Source organism: Streptomyces sp. NPDC043896 (assembly GCF_056435605.1).
This window is the reverse complement of sequence record NZ_JBWKEE010000016.1, coordinates 13333-27167: the sequence shown is the minus strand read 5'-3', so window position 1 is coordinate 27167 and position 13835 is coordinate 13333. Positions and strand designations below refer to the sequence as shown.

Below are 13835 nucleotides of genomic sequence, written 5' to 3'. Positions count from 1 at the left end.
CTCCCCCGCCGGGATCAGCCGGGCGCGGGGGCGGGTGCGGGTGCGGCGAGCCGGCCCAGTACCTCGCACGCCAGGTTGCGGGCGAGGAGCACCTTGAAGGCGTTGTCGCGCAGCGGGCGGGCAGCCTCCAGTTCGGCGTCCACGGCGGCGCGGACGGCGTCGGCGGTGGGGCGGACGCCCAGCAGCCGCTCCTGTGCCGCCCGGGCCCGCCAGGGGCGGTGGGCCAGCCCGCCGAAGGCGAGCGCGATCCGGGTCACCCGGTCCTGCCGGGTCTCCAGGACGGCCGCGACCGAGACGAGGGCGAAGGCGTAGGAGGCGCGGTCCCTGGCCTTGCGGTACGCGGAGGGCGCGGCGAAGGCGCCGGGCGGCAGCAGGACGGCGGTGACGAGTTCACCGTGGCGCAGTGTCGTGTCCCGTTCGGGGTGGTCTCCGGGCAGGCGCAGGAGGCCGTCGAGCGGCACGGTGCGGACGCCGTCGGCGCCGGTGACCTCCACTTCGGCGTCCAGCGCGCTCAGGGCCACCGCGAGGTCGGAGGGGTGGGTGGCGACGCACAGCGGGGAGTGCCCCAGGACGGCGTGTTCGCGGTGGGCGCCGTCGAGGGCGGAGCAGCCGCTGCCGGGGTCGCGTTTGTTGCAGGGCTTGGACACGTCCTGGAAGTAGCCGCAGCGGGTGCGCTGGAGGAGGTTGCCCCCGGTCGTGGCGGCGTTGCGCAGCTGCCCGGAGGCCCCGGACAGCAGGGCCTGGGCGAGGACCGGGCAGCGGGCTCCGGCCAGCGGGTGCGCGGCGAGTTCGGTGCCGCGCACCCCGGCGCCGACGCGGATCCCCCCGTCGCCGGTGGCCTCGACCTCCGCGGGCAGCAGGCGGGCGATGTCCACGAGGGTGTCGGGGCGTTCGACGCCGAGCTTCATCAGGTCGACGAGGTTGGTGCCGCCGGCCAGGTAGGCGGAGCCGGGCCGGCCGCCGTGCGCGCGGGCCGCGTCGGCGAGGCTCGGGGGGCGGACGTAGCGGAAGGGCTTCACGTGACCACGTCCCGTACCGCGTCGACGATCCGCGGGTAGGCGCCGCATCGGCACAGGTTGCCGCTGAGGCGCTCGGCGATGGCCTCGCGCGTCAGCTCCGCGCCCCCGGCGCCCTCCGCCGCCGCCTCGGCGAGCATCCCGACGGCCGAGCACAGCTGGCCGGGGGTGCAGTAGCCGCACTGGAGGGCGTCCCGGGCGACGAAGGCCTCCTGGAGCGGGTGCGGGCGCCCGTCGTCACCGGCGAGGCCCTCGACGGTGGTGATCCGCGCGCCGTCCTGCGCCACGGCGAGGAGCAGGCAGCTGTTGAGGCGGCGGCCGTCGACGAGGACGGTGCAGGCCCCGCACTGGCCGTGGTCGCAGCCCTTCTTCGCCCCGGTGAGGCCGAGGTGCTCGCGCAGCGCGTCGAGCAGGGTGGTGCGGTGGTCCAGGTCGAGGGCGTGCCGTACGCCGTTGACGTGGAGCGTGATCCGCGCGTGCGTGGCCTCCTGGCCGTCCATGCCGCGGCGCCTGCCTCTCCTGACGGTCGTCCCCCGCCTCTGGCGTGTAACCGGTCGGCGGTGCTTCCCATCGCGCCGGCGCCGGGTTCCACCCGATCGGGTTCGGACGGCGGAAGCCGGGCAGGCGCCGCTGTGAGGCTCGCGAAAGGAGTTCGCCATGGCTGAGAAGGCCAAGGGCAAGATGGAGCAGGCCAAGGGCAAGGCGAAGGAGGCCATCGGCAAGGTGTCCGGCAGCGACCGGCTGAAGGCCGAGGGCAAGACGGACCAGGCGAAGGGCAAGGCCAGGGAAGCCCTGGGCGAGGCCGACGAGCGCGTGCGCGGAGTCGGCGAGTCCCTGCGCGGCCGTCGCCACGGCTCCTGACCGCTGCCGTCCGTAGGCGTGCCCCCCGTCCCGATCCCGGGCCGGGGGGCACGCACGGATCCGGGGCGGGGGCGCCGCCGGGAGACCGGTGACGAGCGGGCCGACCGGCGGTACCGGCCGCCCTGCCCGGCCTAGGCTCCGTCGGCTCCCAGGAAGTGGAAGCCGGGGCGGGGGTGCATCAGGAAGTCGTGGTGCGAGATGTTCCACGCGTAGGCGCCCGCGAGGCCGAAGGCCACCCTGTCCCCGGCGCGCAGGCCGGGCGCCGGCACGTTGCGGGCGAGCAGGTCCTTCGGGGTGCACAGCTGGCCGGTGAGGCTGACCCGCTCCGCCCCTGCGGCGGGCCGGGGCCAGGGGTGGTCCCACCCTTCCACGGGCAGGACGGTGCAGGGCTGGTCGTGGCCCTTGGTGGCGGGGGTGCGCAGGTGGTGGGTGCCGCCGCGGACCACGGCGAACTCCTCGCCGTGGCTGTGCTTCACGTCCAGGACGTCGGTGGCGTACCAGCCGCAGTACGCGGTCATGGCGCGGCCGGGCTCGATGCGCAGGGTCAGCCCCGGGTGGGCGTCCGCGAGCCGGGCCAGGCCCTGGCCGTAGGCCGTCCAGTCGAAGCGGGATTCCGGGTCGGCGTAGTCGACGCTCATGCCGCCGCCCACGTTGACCTCCGCGAACTCGGTGCCGTGGCGGGCGGCGAGCCCAGTCGCCCAGGTGAGCACGGACTCGGCTACCGCGAGCTGCTCCGGGGCGTCGAGGCCGCTGGCCAGGTGGGCGTGGACGCCGAGGAGGCGCAGCTGCGGGAAGGTGCCGTCGGTGAGCAGGCGCACGGCGGTGTCGGCGTCGGCGGGGTCCAGGCCGAAGGGGGTGGGACGGCCGCCCATGGCGAGGGAGCTGCCTTCGAGGGAGGCGGCGGCCAGGGGCAGGTTGAAGCGGAGCAGCACCCCCGTCGGGGCCGCGTCGGGGCCGGCGGCGGCGGTGCGGGCGGCGAGGTCGGCCAGCATGCGGAGCTCGTACAGGCTCTCCACGTGGAAGCGGTCCACGCCCAGTTCGAGGGCGGACACGATCTCGGCGGGGGTCTTGCCGGGGCCGCCGAAGGCCAGCGGGCGTCCGGGGACGGCCTTGGCGACGTGGGCGAGTTCGCCGCCGGAGGAGACCTCGTAGCCGTCGACGTACGGTGCGAGGGCGGCGAGGACCTCCGCTTCCGGGTTGGCCTTGGCCGCGTAGTACAGCTCGACGCGCTCGGGCAGGGCGGCCCGTACGGCGGCGGCGTGTGCCCGCAGGGCCGTCAGGTCGTAGAGGTAGGCGGGCAGTTCCGTGGCCGGGAGGCCGAGGGCGCGCTCGCGCACGGCCGCGGTGGGGGCGGTCAACGGGTGCTCCGGGTGTCGTCGGCGTGGGCGTCTTCGGTGTGGCCGCGCAGGACCTGGGTCAGCACGTCCTCGGTGAGCGGGGAGGCGAGGCGGACGTAGCCGGCCTCGCGGTCGGCCTTGCGCTCCCAGCGGGTGAGCAGGTTGGCCTTGGCGGGCAGTGGCACGCCGGCGAGCAGGGCGGCCAGGCGCGGCGGGCAGCCGTGGCGGTCGGCGTGCTCCTGGACGGTGGCGCGGACCCGGTCCCACAGGGCGGCCTCGGTCTGCGGGTGCAGGTCGGCGAGGGCGGCGAGCATCTCGGCGATGTGGTTGACCAGGAGGCAGTAGACGACTCGGTCCCAGCCGCGCTGGGCGTCGTACGTCATGGGGCCGGCGACGTCGGCCGGGAGTGTGGCGAGGAGGCCGGCGTGGTGCTCGGGGACGAGCTTGGTGCCTTCGAGGTCGCGGAAGAGGACCTGGGCGGGCATGCCCTCGTCGTCGACGCAGACGACGACGTTCTGCAGGTGCGGCTCCAGCACCAGGCCGTGGTCGAAGTACGCGGACAGGACCGGCGGGACGAGCAGCTTCACGTACGCGGCCCACCAGTCGAGGGCGGCCTGCGGGTCGGTGGTGTCGACGAGGCGGGAGATGTGGCCGGGGCCGGTGGGGTACTCGTCGGCGACGGCGGCGGCCAGCAGCGGGGTGGTGCCGGGCATGAGCCGGGCGTGCAGGCCCTCGCGGACGATGACGCCGAAGCCTTCGAGGAGCGCCCGGTCGGGGGTGCCCTCGGGGCCGGGCAGCGCGATGCTGCGGTAGGCGGGCTCGCGGAGCATGGCGGTGCCGGGGAAGCGGGTCTCCAGCTCCTCCAGGACGGGGGCCAGCAGGCGGGTCAGGGCGACCGCGCCGGACAGTTCGTAACTGGCGTTCTTGCGAAGGCAGTTGGTGATGCGGACATTGAGGCTGAACTTCAGGAAGGTGTTCCCGTCGTACAGCGTGCGGACCGAGGCGGTGGCGGCGAAGGGTTCGCCCCCGTCGCCGAGGTCGAGGATGTCGCCGCGTTCGAGGGCCGCCCGCAGACCGGGGTGCTCGCCGAGCATCTCGTACTGCCAGGGGTGCGCGGGCAGCAGCCGGTAGCCCTCGGGGACCCCGTCGCGGAGCGCGTCGAGCGGCCGCGTCGCGCCGTCCTGGGCGGTCTCCTCGATGACCAGGTGCTCGCGGACGGCGAGGTGGCGCAGCCGGAAGGAGGCGCCGGTCTCGGGGGCGTAGGCGAGCCAGGAGGCGGTGTCTCCGCTGCGGGCCTTGGGGGTGGGGTGGAAGCGGTGCCCGAGGACGAGGGACTGCTCGGACTCCAGGTAGGCGGCGAGCCCGTCGCCGTCGCCGACCGCGGTGTCCGTGGCGGGCCGTCCGGCGCGTACGGCGAGCGCGGCCGACACGGCCTCGTGGCTGGAGGTGATCTGGCCGAGGAACTCCTCGTTGTGGACGTCGGTGCGCAGCGCCAGTTCGTCCTGGACGTACTCGGCGAGGCGGCGCCAGCCGACCTCGGCCCAGCCGTCCTGCTGCCGCTCGCGCACCGGTCCGGTGAAGCGGTGGGCGCCGAGCAGGGAGGTGCGGCGCAGGGCGGCGCGCAGCAGCACCCCGCGGCGGGGCAGCCACAGCAGGAGGTGGCCGTCGGCGACGGCGGTCTGGTGTTCCGGTCCGGACAGCTCGCGCAGCAGGCAGTTCAGGAGGGTGTGGGCGACCGCGTCGTCTGCCGTGGGCAGCCCGGCCGGGGACACGGCGGTTCGGGTGGCGACGGGGGCGGCACCGATTGCATCGGTCAGGGACATCAACGGCTCCAGCGGGTGCGGAGAGAGCGGAGGGAACGCAGGTCGAGGGCCGGGGCGGCGGTCGCGCAGACGGTGACCACGGCCACGGCGGTGCCGATGAGCACGGGCGCGGAGGGCCCGTACAGGCTGTTGCCGACGGCGGCGGCGAGGCCGGCGACGACGGCTCCGGCCTTGGAGAAGAATTCGATCGAGCCGAACAGCCCGCCGGGGGCGCGGCCCTTGGCGCAGTCGGAGGCCATCACGGAGAGGCAGACCAGGCCGAGGGTGAGGCCCGCGCCGAGCAGCAGGCGGACGGCGGCCAGGGTGGCGAGGGAGTGGGCCAGGCCGTGTCCGGCGAGGCCCAGGGCTATGCAGGCGAAGCCGAGCGCCACGCCGAGGCGGGGGCGCCGGTGGAAGACCGAGTGGACCCACATCGCGGCGGCGAGGTAGCAGAGGTGGGGCAGGGCGAAGAGGATGCCGGAGACCAGCGGCGAGGTGCCGGGGATCCGCTCCTCGACGAAGGAGATCAGGTACGGGAAGGAGATGACCGTCGAGAAGACGAAGGCGAACTCCAGGGCGTAGAGCCCGTGCAGGGAGGTGGCGCGCCCGCGCCCGCTCTCGGCGGCGGCCGGGGCCGGGGCCGCCGTCCCGCCGTCCTCCCCTGCGGCGTCGGCGCCGTCGGCCCCGGGCTTGCGGGGCTCCGCCCGCATGCCGCGGGATTCCGGCAGCGCGGCGATCAGCAGCGCGGCCGTCAGCGGGAGGACGGCGAGGAGGGCGTACTGGCGGTGCGGGGAGAGCCACGGCGAGAGGCTGCCGACCACGATGGGGGCGAAGACCAGCGCGGCGCGCGCGGCGCCCTGCATCAGCGTCAGGGCCCTGGACAGCTGCGGGCCCTCCAGGGAGGCTCCCAGGTAGCCGTTGGAGGCGGCGAAGGTGCCGCCGAGCACCCCCTGGAGGATCAGGGCGACGGTGAAGGTGGCGATCGAGTCGGCCCAGCCGGCGAGCAGGAACGACAGGGCCAGGCCCAGCTGGGCGCGCAGCAGGAGCCGTTTGCGGCCGAACCGGTCGGCGAGCCGCCCCCAGAAGGGGGCGCCGACGGCGGCGAAGATGGTGGGGACGATGTAGAGCACACCGGCCCAGCTGGCGTCGCGGTCGCCGAGTTCCGGGAGGATCTCGGTGAGGAAGGGCGGCAGGCCGAGCGCGGCGAAGGAGGCCACGAAGTAGCAGCCGGCCACCGCGTGGACCTGTCTGCGGCCGAGGACGGGGCGGGGTTCGGGCCCGGCGGGGGCCGCCTCCCGCCGGTCGGTGGCGATGCTCATCGCGAACCCTCCGGCCGCAGCAGGTAGTTGGGTCCGGTGGTGTAGTGCTTGTTGATGTCGGCGGCGCCCGAGCGTTCCTTGCTGAGCAGGGTGCCGGCGGTGACCATCGCCTTGACGGGCAGTTCCGGGGCGTCCAGGACGCGGGCGCGCAGTACGGCGCCCGGTTCGCCGGGGGCGGTGCCGAGCCGCCCGGCCGCCTCGGCGAGCCGGTCGCGTACGAGGTCCAGCAGGGCCCCGGCACCGGCGCGTCCGTGCCGGGCGAGCCCGAAGGCGTACGAGCCGGCGCACAGGTGCAGGGTGATGGTGGTGAACAGGTCGGTGAGGGGGCGGTCGTCCTCGCAGAAGGCGCGGGGGTCGTCGAAGCCGAGGGGGGCGTCGGCGCCGAGTGCGGCGCGGACGCGGGCGGCGTGGACGCGCGGGCCGTCGTCGTCCTTGAACAGCAGCCGCAGCCGGGTGTCACCGGCCGGGTCCCGGTCGAGGACCAGGGAGATGTTCTGCTGGTGGGACTCCAGGGCGGCGCCGTAGCCGAAGAGGGTGGTCTGCCAGTCGAACAGCAGGCGCAGGTAGGCGTCGAGCAGGGCGACCGGGTCGCCGCCGTAGAAGCGGTCGGCGAGGTGGTCGATGAGCAGCCGGCCGCCGGGGGCCTGCGCGAGCAGCGCGGCGAGCGGGGTGACGACGGCGTTGTCCAGGCCGGCCGGGTAGCGGCGGCAGAGCGCGGCGAGGAGCTCGTGTCCGGCGTGGGCGTAGACGGTCTCGTCGGCGTGCAGGACGACGCCCTGGAACCGCGGTTCGCGTGCGACGACGGCTCCCACCAGGCGCTGGCCCGCGACTCCGTCGGCGAGGAAGCCGGGCCGGATGACGCGCCGGTTGCGCAGGCCCAGGGTGGCGGTGGCCATCGGGACCTTGACGTGCAGGGTGGGGTCTTCGGTGACGGCGACCGTGCGCATGGACAGCGTGGGCACGACGTCGAGGTACGGGCGCTCGGCGAGGACGGCGCGCCCGGCGAGGCCGGCGGCGCTCAGGGCCTCGTCGAGCGGGGCGCCGACGGTGAGCGGGTGGACGGGGAGGGCGAGGTGGCTGCCGTCGAGGCCGGGCAGGCCGAGCGCCGCGGGGGTGGGCCAGAGCGCGGGCAGCGCGTCCGGTCCGCCGGCCACCGTGAGGGCGTCCCGCGGGACGGCGATCCAGCGCAGCGCGAAGCTCGGGTGGAACTCCGGTGCATAGGCGCGCAGTTGGCCTTCGTCGAGGCCGGAGCGGCCGCGCGCGGTGGGGTACACCGGGTGGTCGAGGCGGGCGGCGAGGGTGTCGTGGGCGAGCCCGCCCGTCAGGCCGGTCCAGTCGGCGGGGTCGGCGCCGTGGCGGGCGGTCAGCACGGCGGCGGCCTCGTCGGCGGTCTCGGCGTGCAGCCGCATGGTGGCGAGGGTCTGGCGGCACTCCTCGGCGAAGGCGTCGAAGCCGCCGCGGTCGACGGGGTCGGCGAGCGCGGCGAGCGCTTCGAGGACCTCGTCGTGGGTGGTGAGTTCGCGGCCGTCCGACTCGCGGACGAGCAGGGGCAGGCGGGCGGCGTACACGGCCTGGTAGCCGTCCTCGGTGACCGGGAGGAGCAGGGCGTCGCCGTCCTCGGCGGGCAGCCGCAGCCAGCGGCCGTCGGGGCGGTCGAGGAGGGTGGTGCGGGTGCGCAGGCCGACGACGTCCTCGCGGAGGAGGGCGCCGAGGACGCGGAGCAGGAGCTCCGCCTCGGTGGTGGCGGCGGGGGCCGGGGCGGCGGCCGGGGTCGTCGTGCTCACGGGGTGATCTCCCAGCGCTGCGCGGCGAGGAAGTCGGCGACGACGCGGTCGACCGTCTCCTGGTCGGTGTCGCGGCCGAGGGCGCGCAGGGCACCGATGAAGTCGCGGTTGGTGTGGTAGAGCTCGTGCCGCTCCCCGACCGCGCGCAGCGGACGGTAGGTCAGTTCGACGCCGTCGACGACGAGGTCGGCGGCCTCGGGCGCGGCGGTCAGGGTGCCGGAGCTCTTCGCGCAGGGGTTGTCGACGAGGGCGACGCCGTCGGTGCGCGCGCCCAGGTCCGCGGGGAGGGGCTCCCCGAGGTGGGTGCGGAGGACGTGTTCGAACAGCGGGATGTCCAGCAGCTGGGCGAGCATCAGGTCGGCCTGGTCGCCGATGGCGCGGTAGTTGACCTCGATGATGCGGGCCCGGCCTTCGGCGTCGACGACGAACTCGGTGTGGCAGATGCCGAAGCCGACGCCGAGGGCGTCGAGCTGGGCGAGGATCTGCGCGACGACCGGTTCGGGGTGGGCCGCGACGAAGGTGCAGCGCTCCTCGATGAAGTAGGGGGGCGGGGACAGCCGGGTGCGGAAGCCGCCCAGCACGTGGCGGATCCGGCCGTCGCCGAGGGTCTCCAGGCTGCGCAGGTCGCCGGCCAGGTACTCCTCCACCACGAGGGCGGCGTCGGGCCGGCGGGCCTGGATCTCCTTGCAGCGCAGGACGAGTTCGGCGGGTCCGTCCACCAGTACGACGTCCTCGCTGGCCACGCCCTCCCGGGGCTTGACCACGCAGGGGTAGGGCACGTCGAGGCCGGTGAGGTCGGCCGGGTCCCGGCCGGGGGCCAGCTCCGTGGACCAGACCGCGTCGAGCCCGCTCGCGGCGATGTGGCGGCGCATCTGGGCCTTGTCCTTGACCCTCAGGGTCGCCCGCCAGTCCTTGGCCGGGAGGCCGAAGTAGTCGGCCGCGAGGGCCGCCTGGGTCTGGAGGTGGTCGCTGTTGGTGAAGATGCCGTCGGGCGCGTGGTGGGCCGATATCCGGGTGATGACGGCGCGGAAGTCTCGTACGTCGCACTCCAGGACCTCCACGTCCGGCGCCACCTCGCGGTGGGCGTCGGGCCGGTCGGTGAGGAGGGTGACCTCTAGGCCGAGTCGGGCGGCGGCGGGGAGGAAACCTTCGGTGACCGAGTCCGTCGGGTTGAGTGCGAGCAGGTACAACCGCATTGGGCTGGAGCCCCTTCCGAATCCTGAACAGTGGGGGTGCGCGTGGTGGCTGTCTTCCGGCACGCCTTGGCGCCGACGTCTTGAGCATCCGCCGGCGTGAGCCACCTTAGGTTAGCCAACCCTTAGCCTCAACTCGCCCACCTGCCAGGCGGACTGACGGAGCGAGCACGATCGTAAACCATTGGGTTAAGGTAAGCCTTACCTACTACTCCGTACCGGAGCTTCCGTGCCTCACATGATCGACAGCCGATGACCACGCTCCCGTGCACCGCCACCGCCCCCCACGCCACGAACCCGCTCGCGGCCACCCACGAGCGCCTCGCGGCCCAGTGCCCGGCCCTCGACGTCCGCGTGGCCGGGCCTTCCTCCGCACCTTCCGGCCTGCTGGTCAGCGGCGCGGAGCTGGCGGCGGACGAGGAGGCCCTGAGCGCCTTCGTCGAAGCGGAGGCCACCCGCATCCGGTCGGGTCACGGCCACGAACCCCGCCCCGACGTCGCGGCCTCGCGCGCGCTGCACGACTACCTCTGGTCCGTCAGCCTGCTGATGAGCGGCGCCTGGTACCTGGAGCGGCGCGTCCCGCGCATCCGGCCCCGCGAGGTACGCGTGGACCTTTCGACGGGGGCGTTCGAGATCACTCCCGGAACCGGGTTCGCCTGCCTGCCCGGCGACCCGGCGGCGCACCTTCCGGGCGCCCGGACCGTGGCCGGCGAGGAGGCGCTGCGCGCCGAACTGCGCGCGGCGGTCGCCGACCACGTACGGCCGCTGCTGGCCGCGATCGGCCCGCGGGTCCGGCGCCGGGACCGGGCCCTGTGGGGCATGGCGGCCGACGACCTCGTCTCCGGGATCTGGTACCTCGGCCGCACCCTCGGCGACGAGGAACGGGCGGTGCGTGAGGCGACCGAGCTGCTCCCCACCGCCATCGCCCCCTTCCCCGGCGGCGCGGACTTCAGGCGGCTCACGGCCCGCGACGGGCGGTCGCACCCGACGCGCACCCGGCTCGGCTGCTGCATGTACTACACGCTGGACGGGGCCCGGGCGTGCGCGACCTGCCCCCGGACCTGCGACGCGGAGCGCCTGCGCCGCATCGAGGACGAGGGCTGAACCGGCCCCGGAACGCCGAGGGCCCCGGCCGCGTACCGGAGTACGCGGCCGGGGCCCTCGCGGCGTCAGGGGCTCCGCCTACTTGGCGGGGTCCACCTGGAAGGCCTTCGCCAGGTCGTCGAGGACCATGTCCGCACCCTGGAGGGAGACCGAGGTCATCCAGACCGAGTCGTCGACCTCGTGGACCTGGTTCTTCTGGACGGCGTTCAGGCGCTGCCACAGGGGGTTGGCCTCGAACTTCTTCTTGCGCTCCGCGCCGCCCGAGAAGGCGGTCAGGAAGATGTGGTCGGCGTCCGCCTGCTGGATCTGCTCTTCGCTGATCTCGATGTTGAACTTGGCCTCGTCGCGCTGGTTCTCGGGACGCGTCAGACCCATGTCGTTGAGGATGATGCCGCTGAAGGTCTTGGGCAGGTAGATGCGCGTCGGTCCGTCGACGAAGCGGACCACCGAGAAGGTGGGCTTGCCGTTGTCGCCGCTGCCGCCGCCCTTGGCGTTGATCGCGTCACCGATCTTCTTGGCACGCGTCTGGTAGGCCGTCATCTTGGCCTGGGCCTTCTCCTCCTGGCCCAGCGCCTGGCCGAGGAAGGTGATGTTCTCCTTCCAGATCGGTCCGGTGGTCTTGACGAACACGGTCGGCGCGATCTGGCTCAGCCGGTCGTAGAAGTCGGCGTGACGGACCGTGGCCGAGACGATGAGGTCGGGCTTGAGGGCCGCGATCGCTTCGAGGTTGGGGTTGTCGAGGGGACCGACGTCCTTCGTCTCCTTCACCGCGTCACCCAGGTAGGCCGGGAAGCCCTTCTGGTCCCGGTAGGCACCGATGCCGCCGACGAGCGGCGCGTCGAGCGCGACGACGGCCTCGACGAGGCTGTTGTCCAGCGCCACCACACGCTTGGGCTTGGCCTTGAGCTCGGTCTTGCCCTTGTCGTGGGTGATGGTGCGCGGGAAGCCGGCGGACTCGGCGGCGGCCGGCTTGGACGACTCGGCGGCCGGCTTGGCGTCATCGCTGCCGCCACCGCAGGCGGCGAGCGAGAGGGCCATGGCCGCCGTGAGAACGGCGGCTGCGATCCGGCCCGGCCGGCGACGCTGAGTGAAGCTGTTCATCGGTTCTCAGTTCTCCAGAGGGAACGCATGTTCTTAGGTAAGGCTTGCCTGAGTAAAAACGTTGTGAAGACTAGCGGGTCTCCGCGACCAAATCCAGACGGGGCCGCGTCTCAATTTCGGTTAGGCATCCCTTACCTTATGTGAGTGTCTCTAAAGCCCGTCACCGCCAACGCCACCGCGGCCCCCGCCCCAACCGTCCCGCCACCCCGACGCGTTCTCCCCCGGACCCTCGTACTCGCGGTGCTCGTCGTGCTCGTGGCCGCCATGGTGTGCGCCTCGCTGGCGATCGGAACGAAGTCCGTGCCGCTCTCCGACGTCCTGGCCGCGATGGGCGGCAGCGACGAGGGCGACGCCGTCGTCGTCCGCGAACTGCGCATGCCCAGAACCTTCCTGGGCCTGCTGGTCGGCCTCTCGCTGGGCGCCGCGGGCGCGGTGGCGCAGGACATCACCCGCAACCCGCTGGGCGACCCCGGCCTGATCGGCATCAGCGCCGGCGGCTCGTTCGCGGTCGCCGCGAGCATCGGCGTGCTGGGGCTGACGAGTTCGTACCAGTACATCTGGTTCGCCTTCCTCGGCGGCGCGCTGGCCGGACTCATCGCCTACGCCGTCGGCGGCACCGGCTACGGCGGCGCCACCCCCGCCAAACTCGCCCTGGCCGGCGCGGCCGTGACCGTCCTGCTCGACGCGGGCACCAACACCCTGGTGCTGATGGACGTCCGCACCCTGGACCAGTACCGGTTCTGGGCGGTGGGCTCACTGGCCGGCCGCGACGCCCAACTGGGCATGGAACTGCTGCCGTTCGTCGTCGTCGGACTCGTCCTCGCCCTCGGTCTCAGCGGCCGCCTCAACGCCCTCGCCCTCGGTGACGACCTGGCCAGCTCCCTCGGCACGCCGGTCCGCTCCACCCGGGCCCTGGGCGCGCTGGCCGTGGTCCTGCTGACCGGTGCGGCCGTCGCCGCCGCCGGTCCGGTGACCTTCGTCGGTCTCGTCGTCCCGCACGTCGTACGGGCCTTCACCGGGCCCGACGCCCGCTGGCTGGTGCCCTGTTCGGCGCTCGGCGGGGCCACGCTGATGCTCGCCGCCGACGTGGTGGGCCGCATGGTCGCCCGCCCCGGCGAGCTGGAGGCGGGCGTGGTCACCGCGCTGCTCGGCGCGCCGTTCCTCGCGCTGCTGGTCAAGCGCGGCAAGCTCAAGGAGCACACCCGATGAGCGCGACGAGCACCACCGCCGCCCCGGCGGCCGCGACGGTCCGCCCCGAGTCCCCGCGACGGCTGAGGTTCGAGGCCGGGCCCGTCGGCGTGGCCGTGCGGCCCCGGGTCGCGCTCGTGGTCACCGGCCTCGTGGCCGTCGGCTTCGCGGGCCTGATCGCCTCCGTCTCCCTGGGCACCTTCGCGATCCCGGTCGGCGACGTCCTGGCCGCCGTGCTGGGTACGGGCTCCGGTTCGGCAGACCTGATCGTCCACCAGCTGCGCCTGCCGCGCGCCCTGACGGCCCTGCTGGTCGGGGCGGCGTTCGGGCTGGCCGGAGCCGTGTTCCAGGCCGTCACCCGCAACCCGCTGGCCAGCCCCGACCTGATCGGCATCGCGGCCGGCTCCGGAGCCGGAGCGGTCACCGCCATCCTCGTCGGCGGGGTCACCGCGGCGGGCGCCGGCACCTTCGCGGCGGTCCCGTTCGGGGCCCTCGCGGGCGCCCTGCTGACCGCGATGGTCATCTACCTGCTGGCGTACCGGGACGGCACCATCACCGGCTACCGCTTCGTCCTCGTGGGCCTCGCCGCGAACGGCGCCCTGATGGCGCTGACGCGGTGGATGCTGGCCCGCGCCGACATCGACCAGGCCTCCCGCGCCATGGTGTGGCTGACCGGCAGCCTCAACGGGCGCGGCTACGAGCACGTCCAGTGGGCCGGGCTCGCCCTGGCCGTGCTGCTGCCGCTGACGCTCGCGCTGGCCCGCCCGTACCAGCTGCTCCAGTACGACGACGACACCGCGCGGAGCCTCGGCATCCCGCTGCGGCACTCGCGGATCGTGCTGCTGGTCCTCGCCACCTGCCTGACCGCGCTCGCCGCCTCGGCCGCCGGACCGATCGCCTTCATCGCGCTGGGCGCCCCCCAGATGGCCCGGCGGCTCGCCGGCACCGCCGGGATCCCGCTGATCACCAGCGCGCTGACCGGAGCCGTCCTGCTCATCCTGGCCGACCTCGGGGCACGTACCGTCCTCGCCCCGACCGAGCTGCCCGTCGGCGTGCTCACCGGCGCCATCGGCGCCCCGTACCTGCTGCTGCTCCTCGCCCGTACCAACCGGGCCGGAAAGGGAGGCTGA

General features: G+C 74.3%; 12 protein-coding genes. 4 read left to right on the top strand and 8 right to left on the bottom strand.

The annotated features are described in order from the left end of the window. Positions 1 to 14: 14 nt before the first annotated feature. Positions 15 to 1019, bottom strand: coding sequence for an FAD binding domain-containing protein (locus AC069X_RS22885; RefSeq protein WP_478730840.1), 1005 nt, complete (start codon positions 1017 to 1019; stop codon positions 15 to 17). Then, positions 1016 to 1516 carry a (2Fe-2S)-binding protein gene (locus AC069X_RS22880; protein WP_478730838.1) on the bottom strand — a complete coding sequence of 167 codons (501 nt, stop codon included), beginning with the start codon at positions 1514 to 1516 and terminating at the stop codon, positions 1016 to 1018. The genes AC069X_RS22885 and AC069X_RS22880 overlap by 4 nt, the downstream gene beginning before the upstream one ends. Positions 1517 to 1673: 157 nt before the next feature. Here AC069X_RS22880 and AC069X_RS22875 point away from each other — a divergent pair, with 157 nt between their 5' ends. Then, complete coding sequence (locus AC069X_RS22875; RefSeq protein WP_478730837.1) at positions 1674 to 1877, top strand: CsbD family protein; 204 nt, start codon at positions 1674 to 1676, stop codon at positions 1875 to 1877. Between the two features lie 131 nt (positions 1878 to 2008). Here AC069X_RS22875 and AC069X_RS22870 read toward each other — a convergent pair whose 3' ends face one another. From AC069X_RS22870 to AC069X_RS22850, 5 genes are read right to left on the bottom strand one after another with little or no spacing between them, the layout of a single operon-like run. Next, complete coding sequence (locus AC069X_RS22870; RefSeq protein ID WP_478730835.1) at positions 2009 to 3235, bottom strand: type III PLP-dependent enzyme; 1227 nt, start codon at positions 3233 to 3235, stop codon at positions 2009 to 2011. Next, the gene (locus AC069X_RS22865) at positions 3232 to 5037 is read right to left on the bottom strand and encodes an IucA/IucC family protein (RefSeq protein WP_478730833.1); all 1806 of its coding nucleotides are present in this window, start codon (positions 5035 to 5037) and stop codon (positions 3232 to 3234) included. The genes AC069X_RS22870 and AC069X_RS22865 overlap by 4 nt, the downstream gene beginning before the upstream one ends. Next, on the bottom strand, positions 5037 to 6335 hold the full coding sequence (locus AC069X_RS22860; protein ID WP_478730831.1) for an MFS transporter: 1299 nt from the start codon (positions 6333 to 6335) through the stop codon (positions 5037 to 5039). Before AC069X_RS22860 ends, AC069X_RS22865 begins: the two co-directional genes overlap by 1 nt. Beyond that, on the bottom strand, positions 6332 to 8119 hold the full coding sequence (locus AC069X_RS22855; protein WP_478730829.1) for an IucA/IucC family protein: 1788 nt from the start codon (positions 8117 to 8119) through the stop codon (positions 6332 to 6334). Before AC069X_RS22855 ends, AC069X_RS22860 begins: the two co-directional genes overlap by 4 nt. Next, complete coding sequence (locus AC069X_RS22850) at positions 8116 to 9315, bottom strand: ATP-grasp domain-containing protein (RefSeq protein WP_478730827.1); 1200 nt, start codon at positions 9313 to 9315, stop codon at positions 8116 to 8118. Before AC069X_RS22850 ends, AC069X_RS22855 begins: the two co-directional genes overlap by 4 nt. A gap of 249 nt (positions 9316 to 9564) precedes the next feature. Between AC069X_RS22850 and AC069X_RS22845 the strand changes: the two genes are divergently transcribed. Further along, the gene (locus AC069X_RS22845; RefSeq protein WP_478730825.1) at positions 9565 to 10416 is read left to right on the top strand and encodes a (2Fe-2S)-binding protein; all 852 of its coding nucleotides are present in this window, start codon (positions 9565 to 9567) and stop codon (positions 10414 to 10416) included. A 78-nt stretch (positions 10417 to 10494) separates the two neighbouring features. On the opposite strand, the gene AC069X_RS22840 is transcribed toward AC069X_RS22845, so the two are convergent. Continuing rightward, a complete protein-coding gene (locus tag AC069X_RS22840) occupies positions 10495 to 11517 on the bottom strand; it encodes an ABC transporter substrate-binding protein (RefSeq protein ID WP_478730823.1) in 1023 nt (340 codons plus the stop codon). 144 nt (positions 11518 to 11661) lie between these two features. On the opposite strand from AC069X_RS22840, the gene AC069X_RS22835 reads away from it, so the two are divergent. Together AC069X_RS22835 and AC069X_RS22830 are read left to right on the top strand one after the other, a co-directional pair. Beyond that, positions 11662 to 12726, top strand: a complete 1065-nt coding sequence (locus tag AC069X_RS22835) for a FecCD family ABC transporter permease (protein ID WP_478730821.1) — start codon at positions 11662 to 11664, stop codon at positions 12724 to 12726. Continuing rightward, positions 12723 to 13835, top strand: a complete 1113-nt coding sequence (locus AC069X_RS22830; protein ID WP_478730819.1) for a FecCD family ABC transporter permease — start codon at positions 12723 to 12725, stop codon at positions 13833 to 13835. Before AC069X_RS22835 ends, AC069X_RS22830 begins: the two co-directional genes overlap by 4 nt.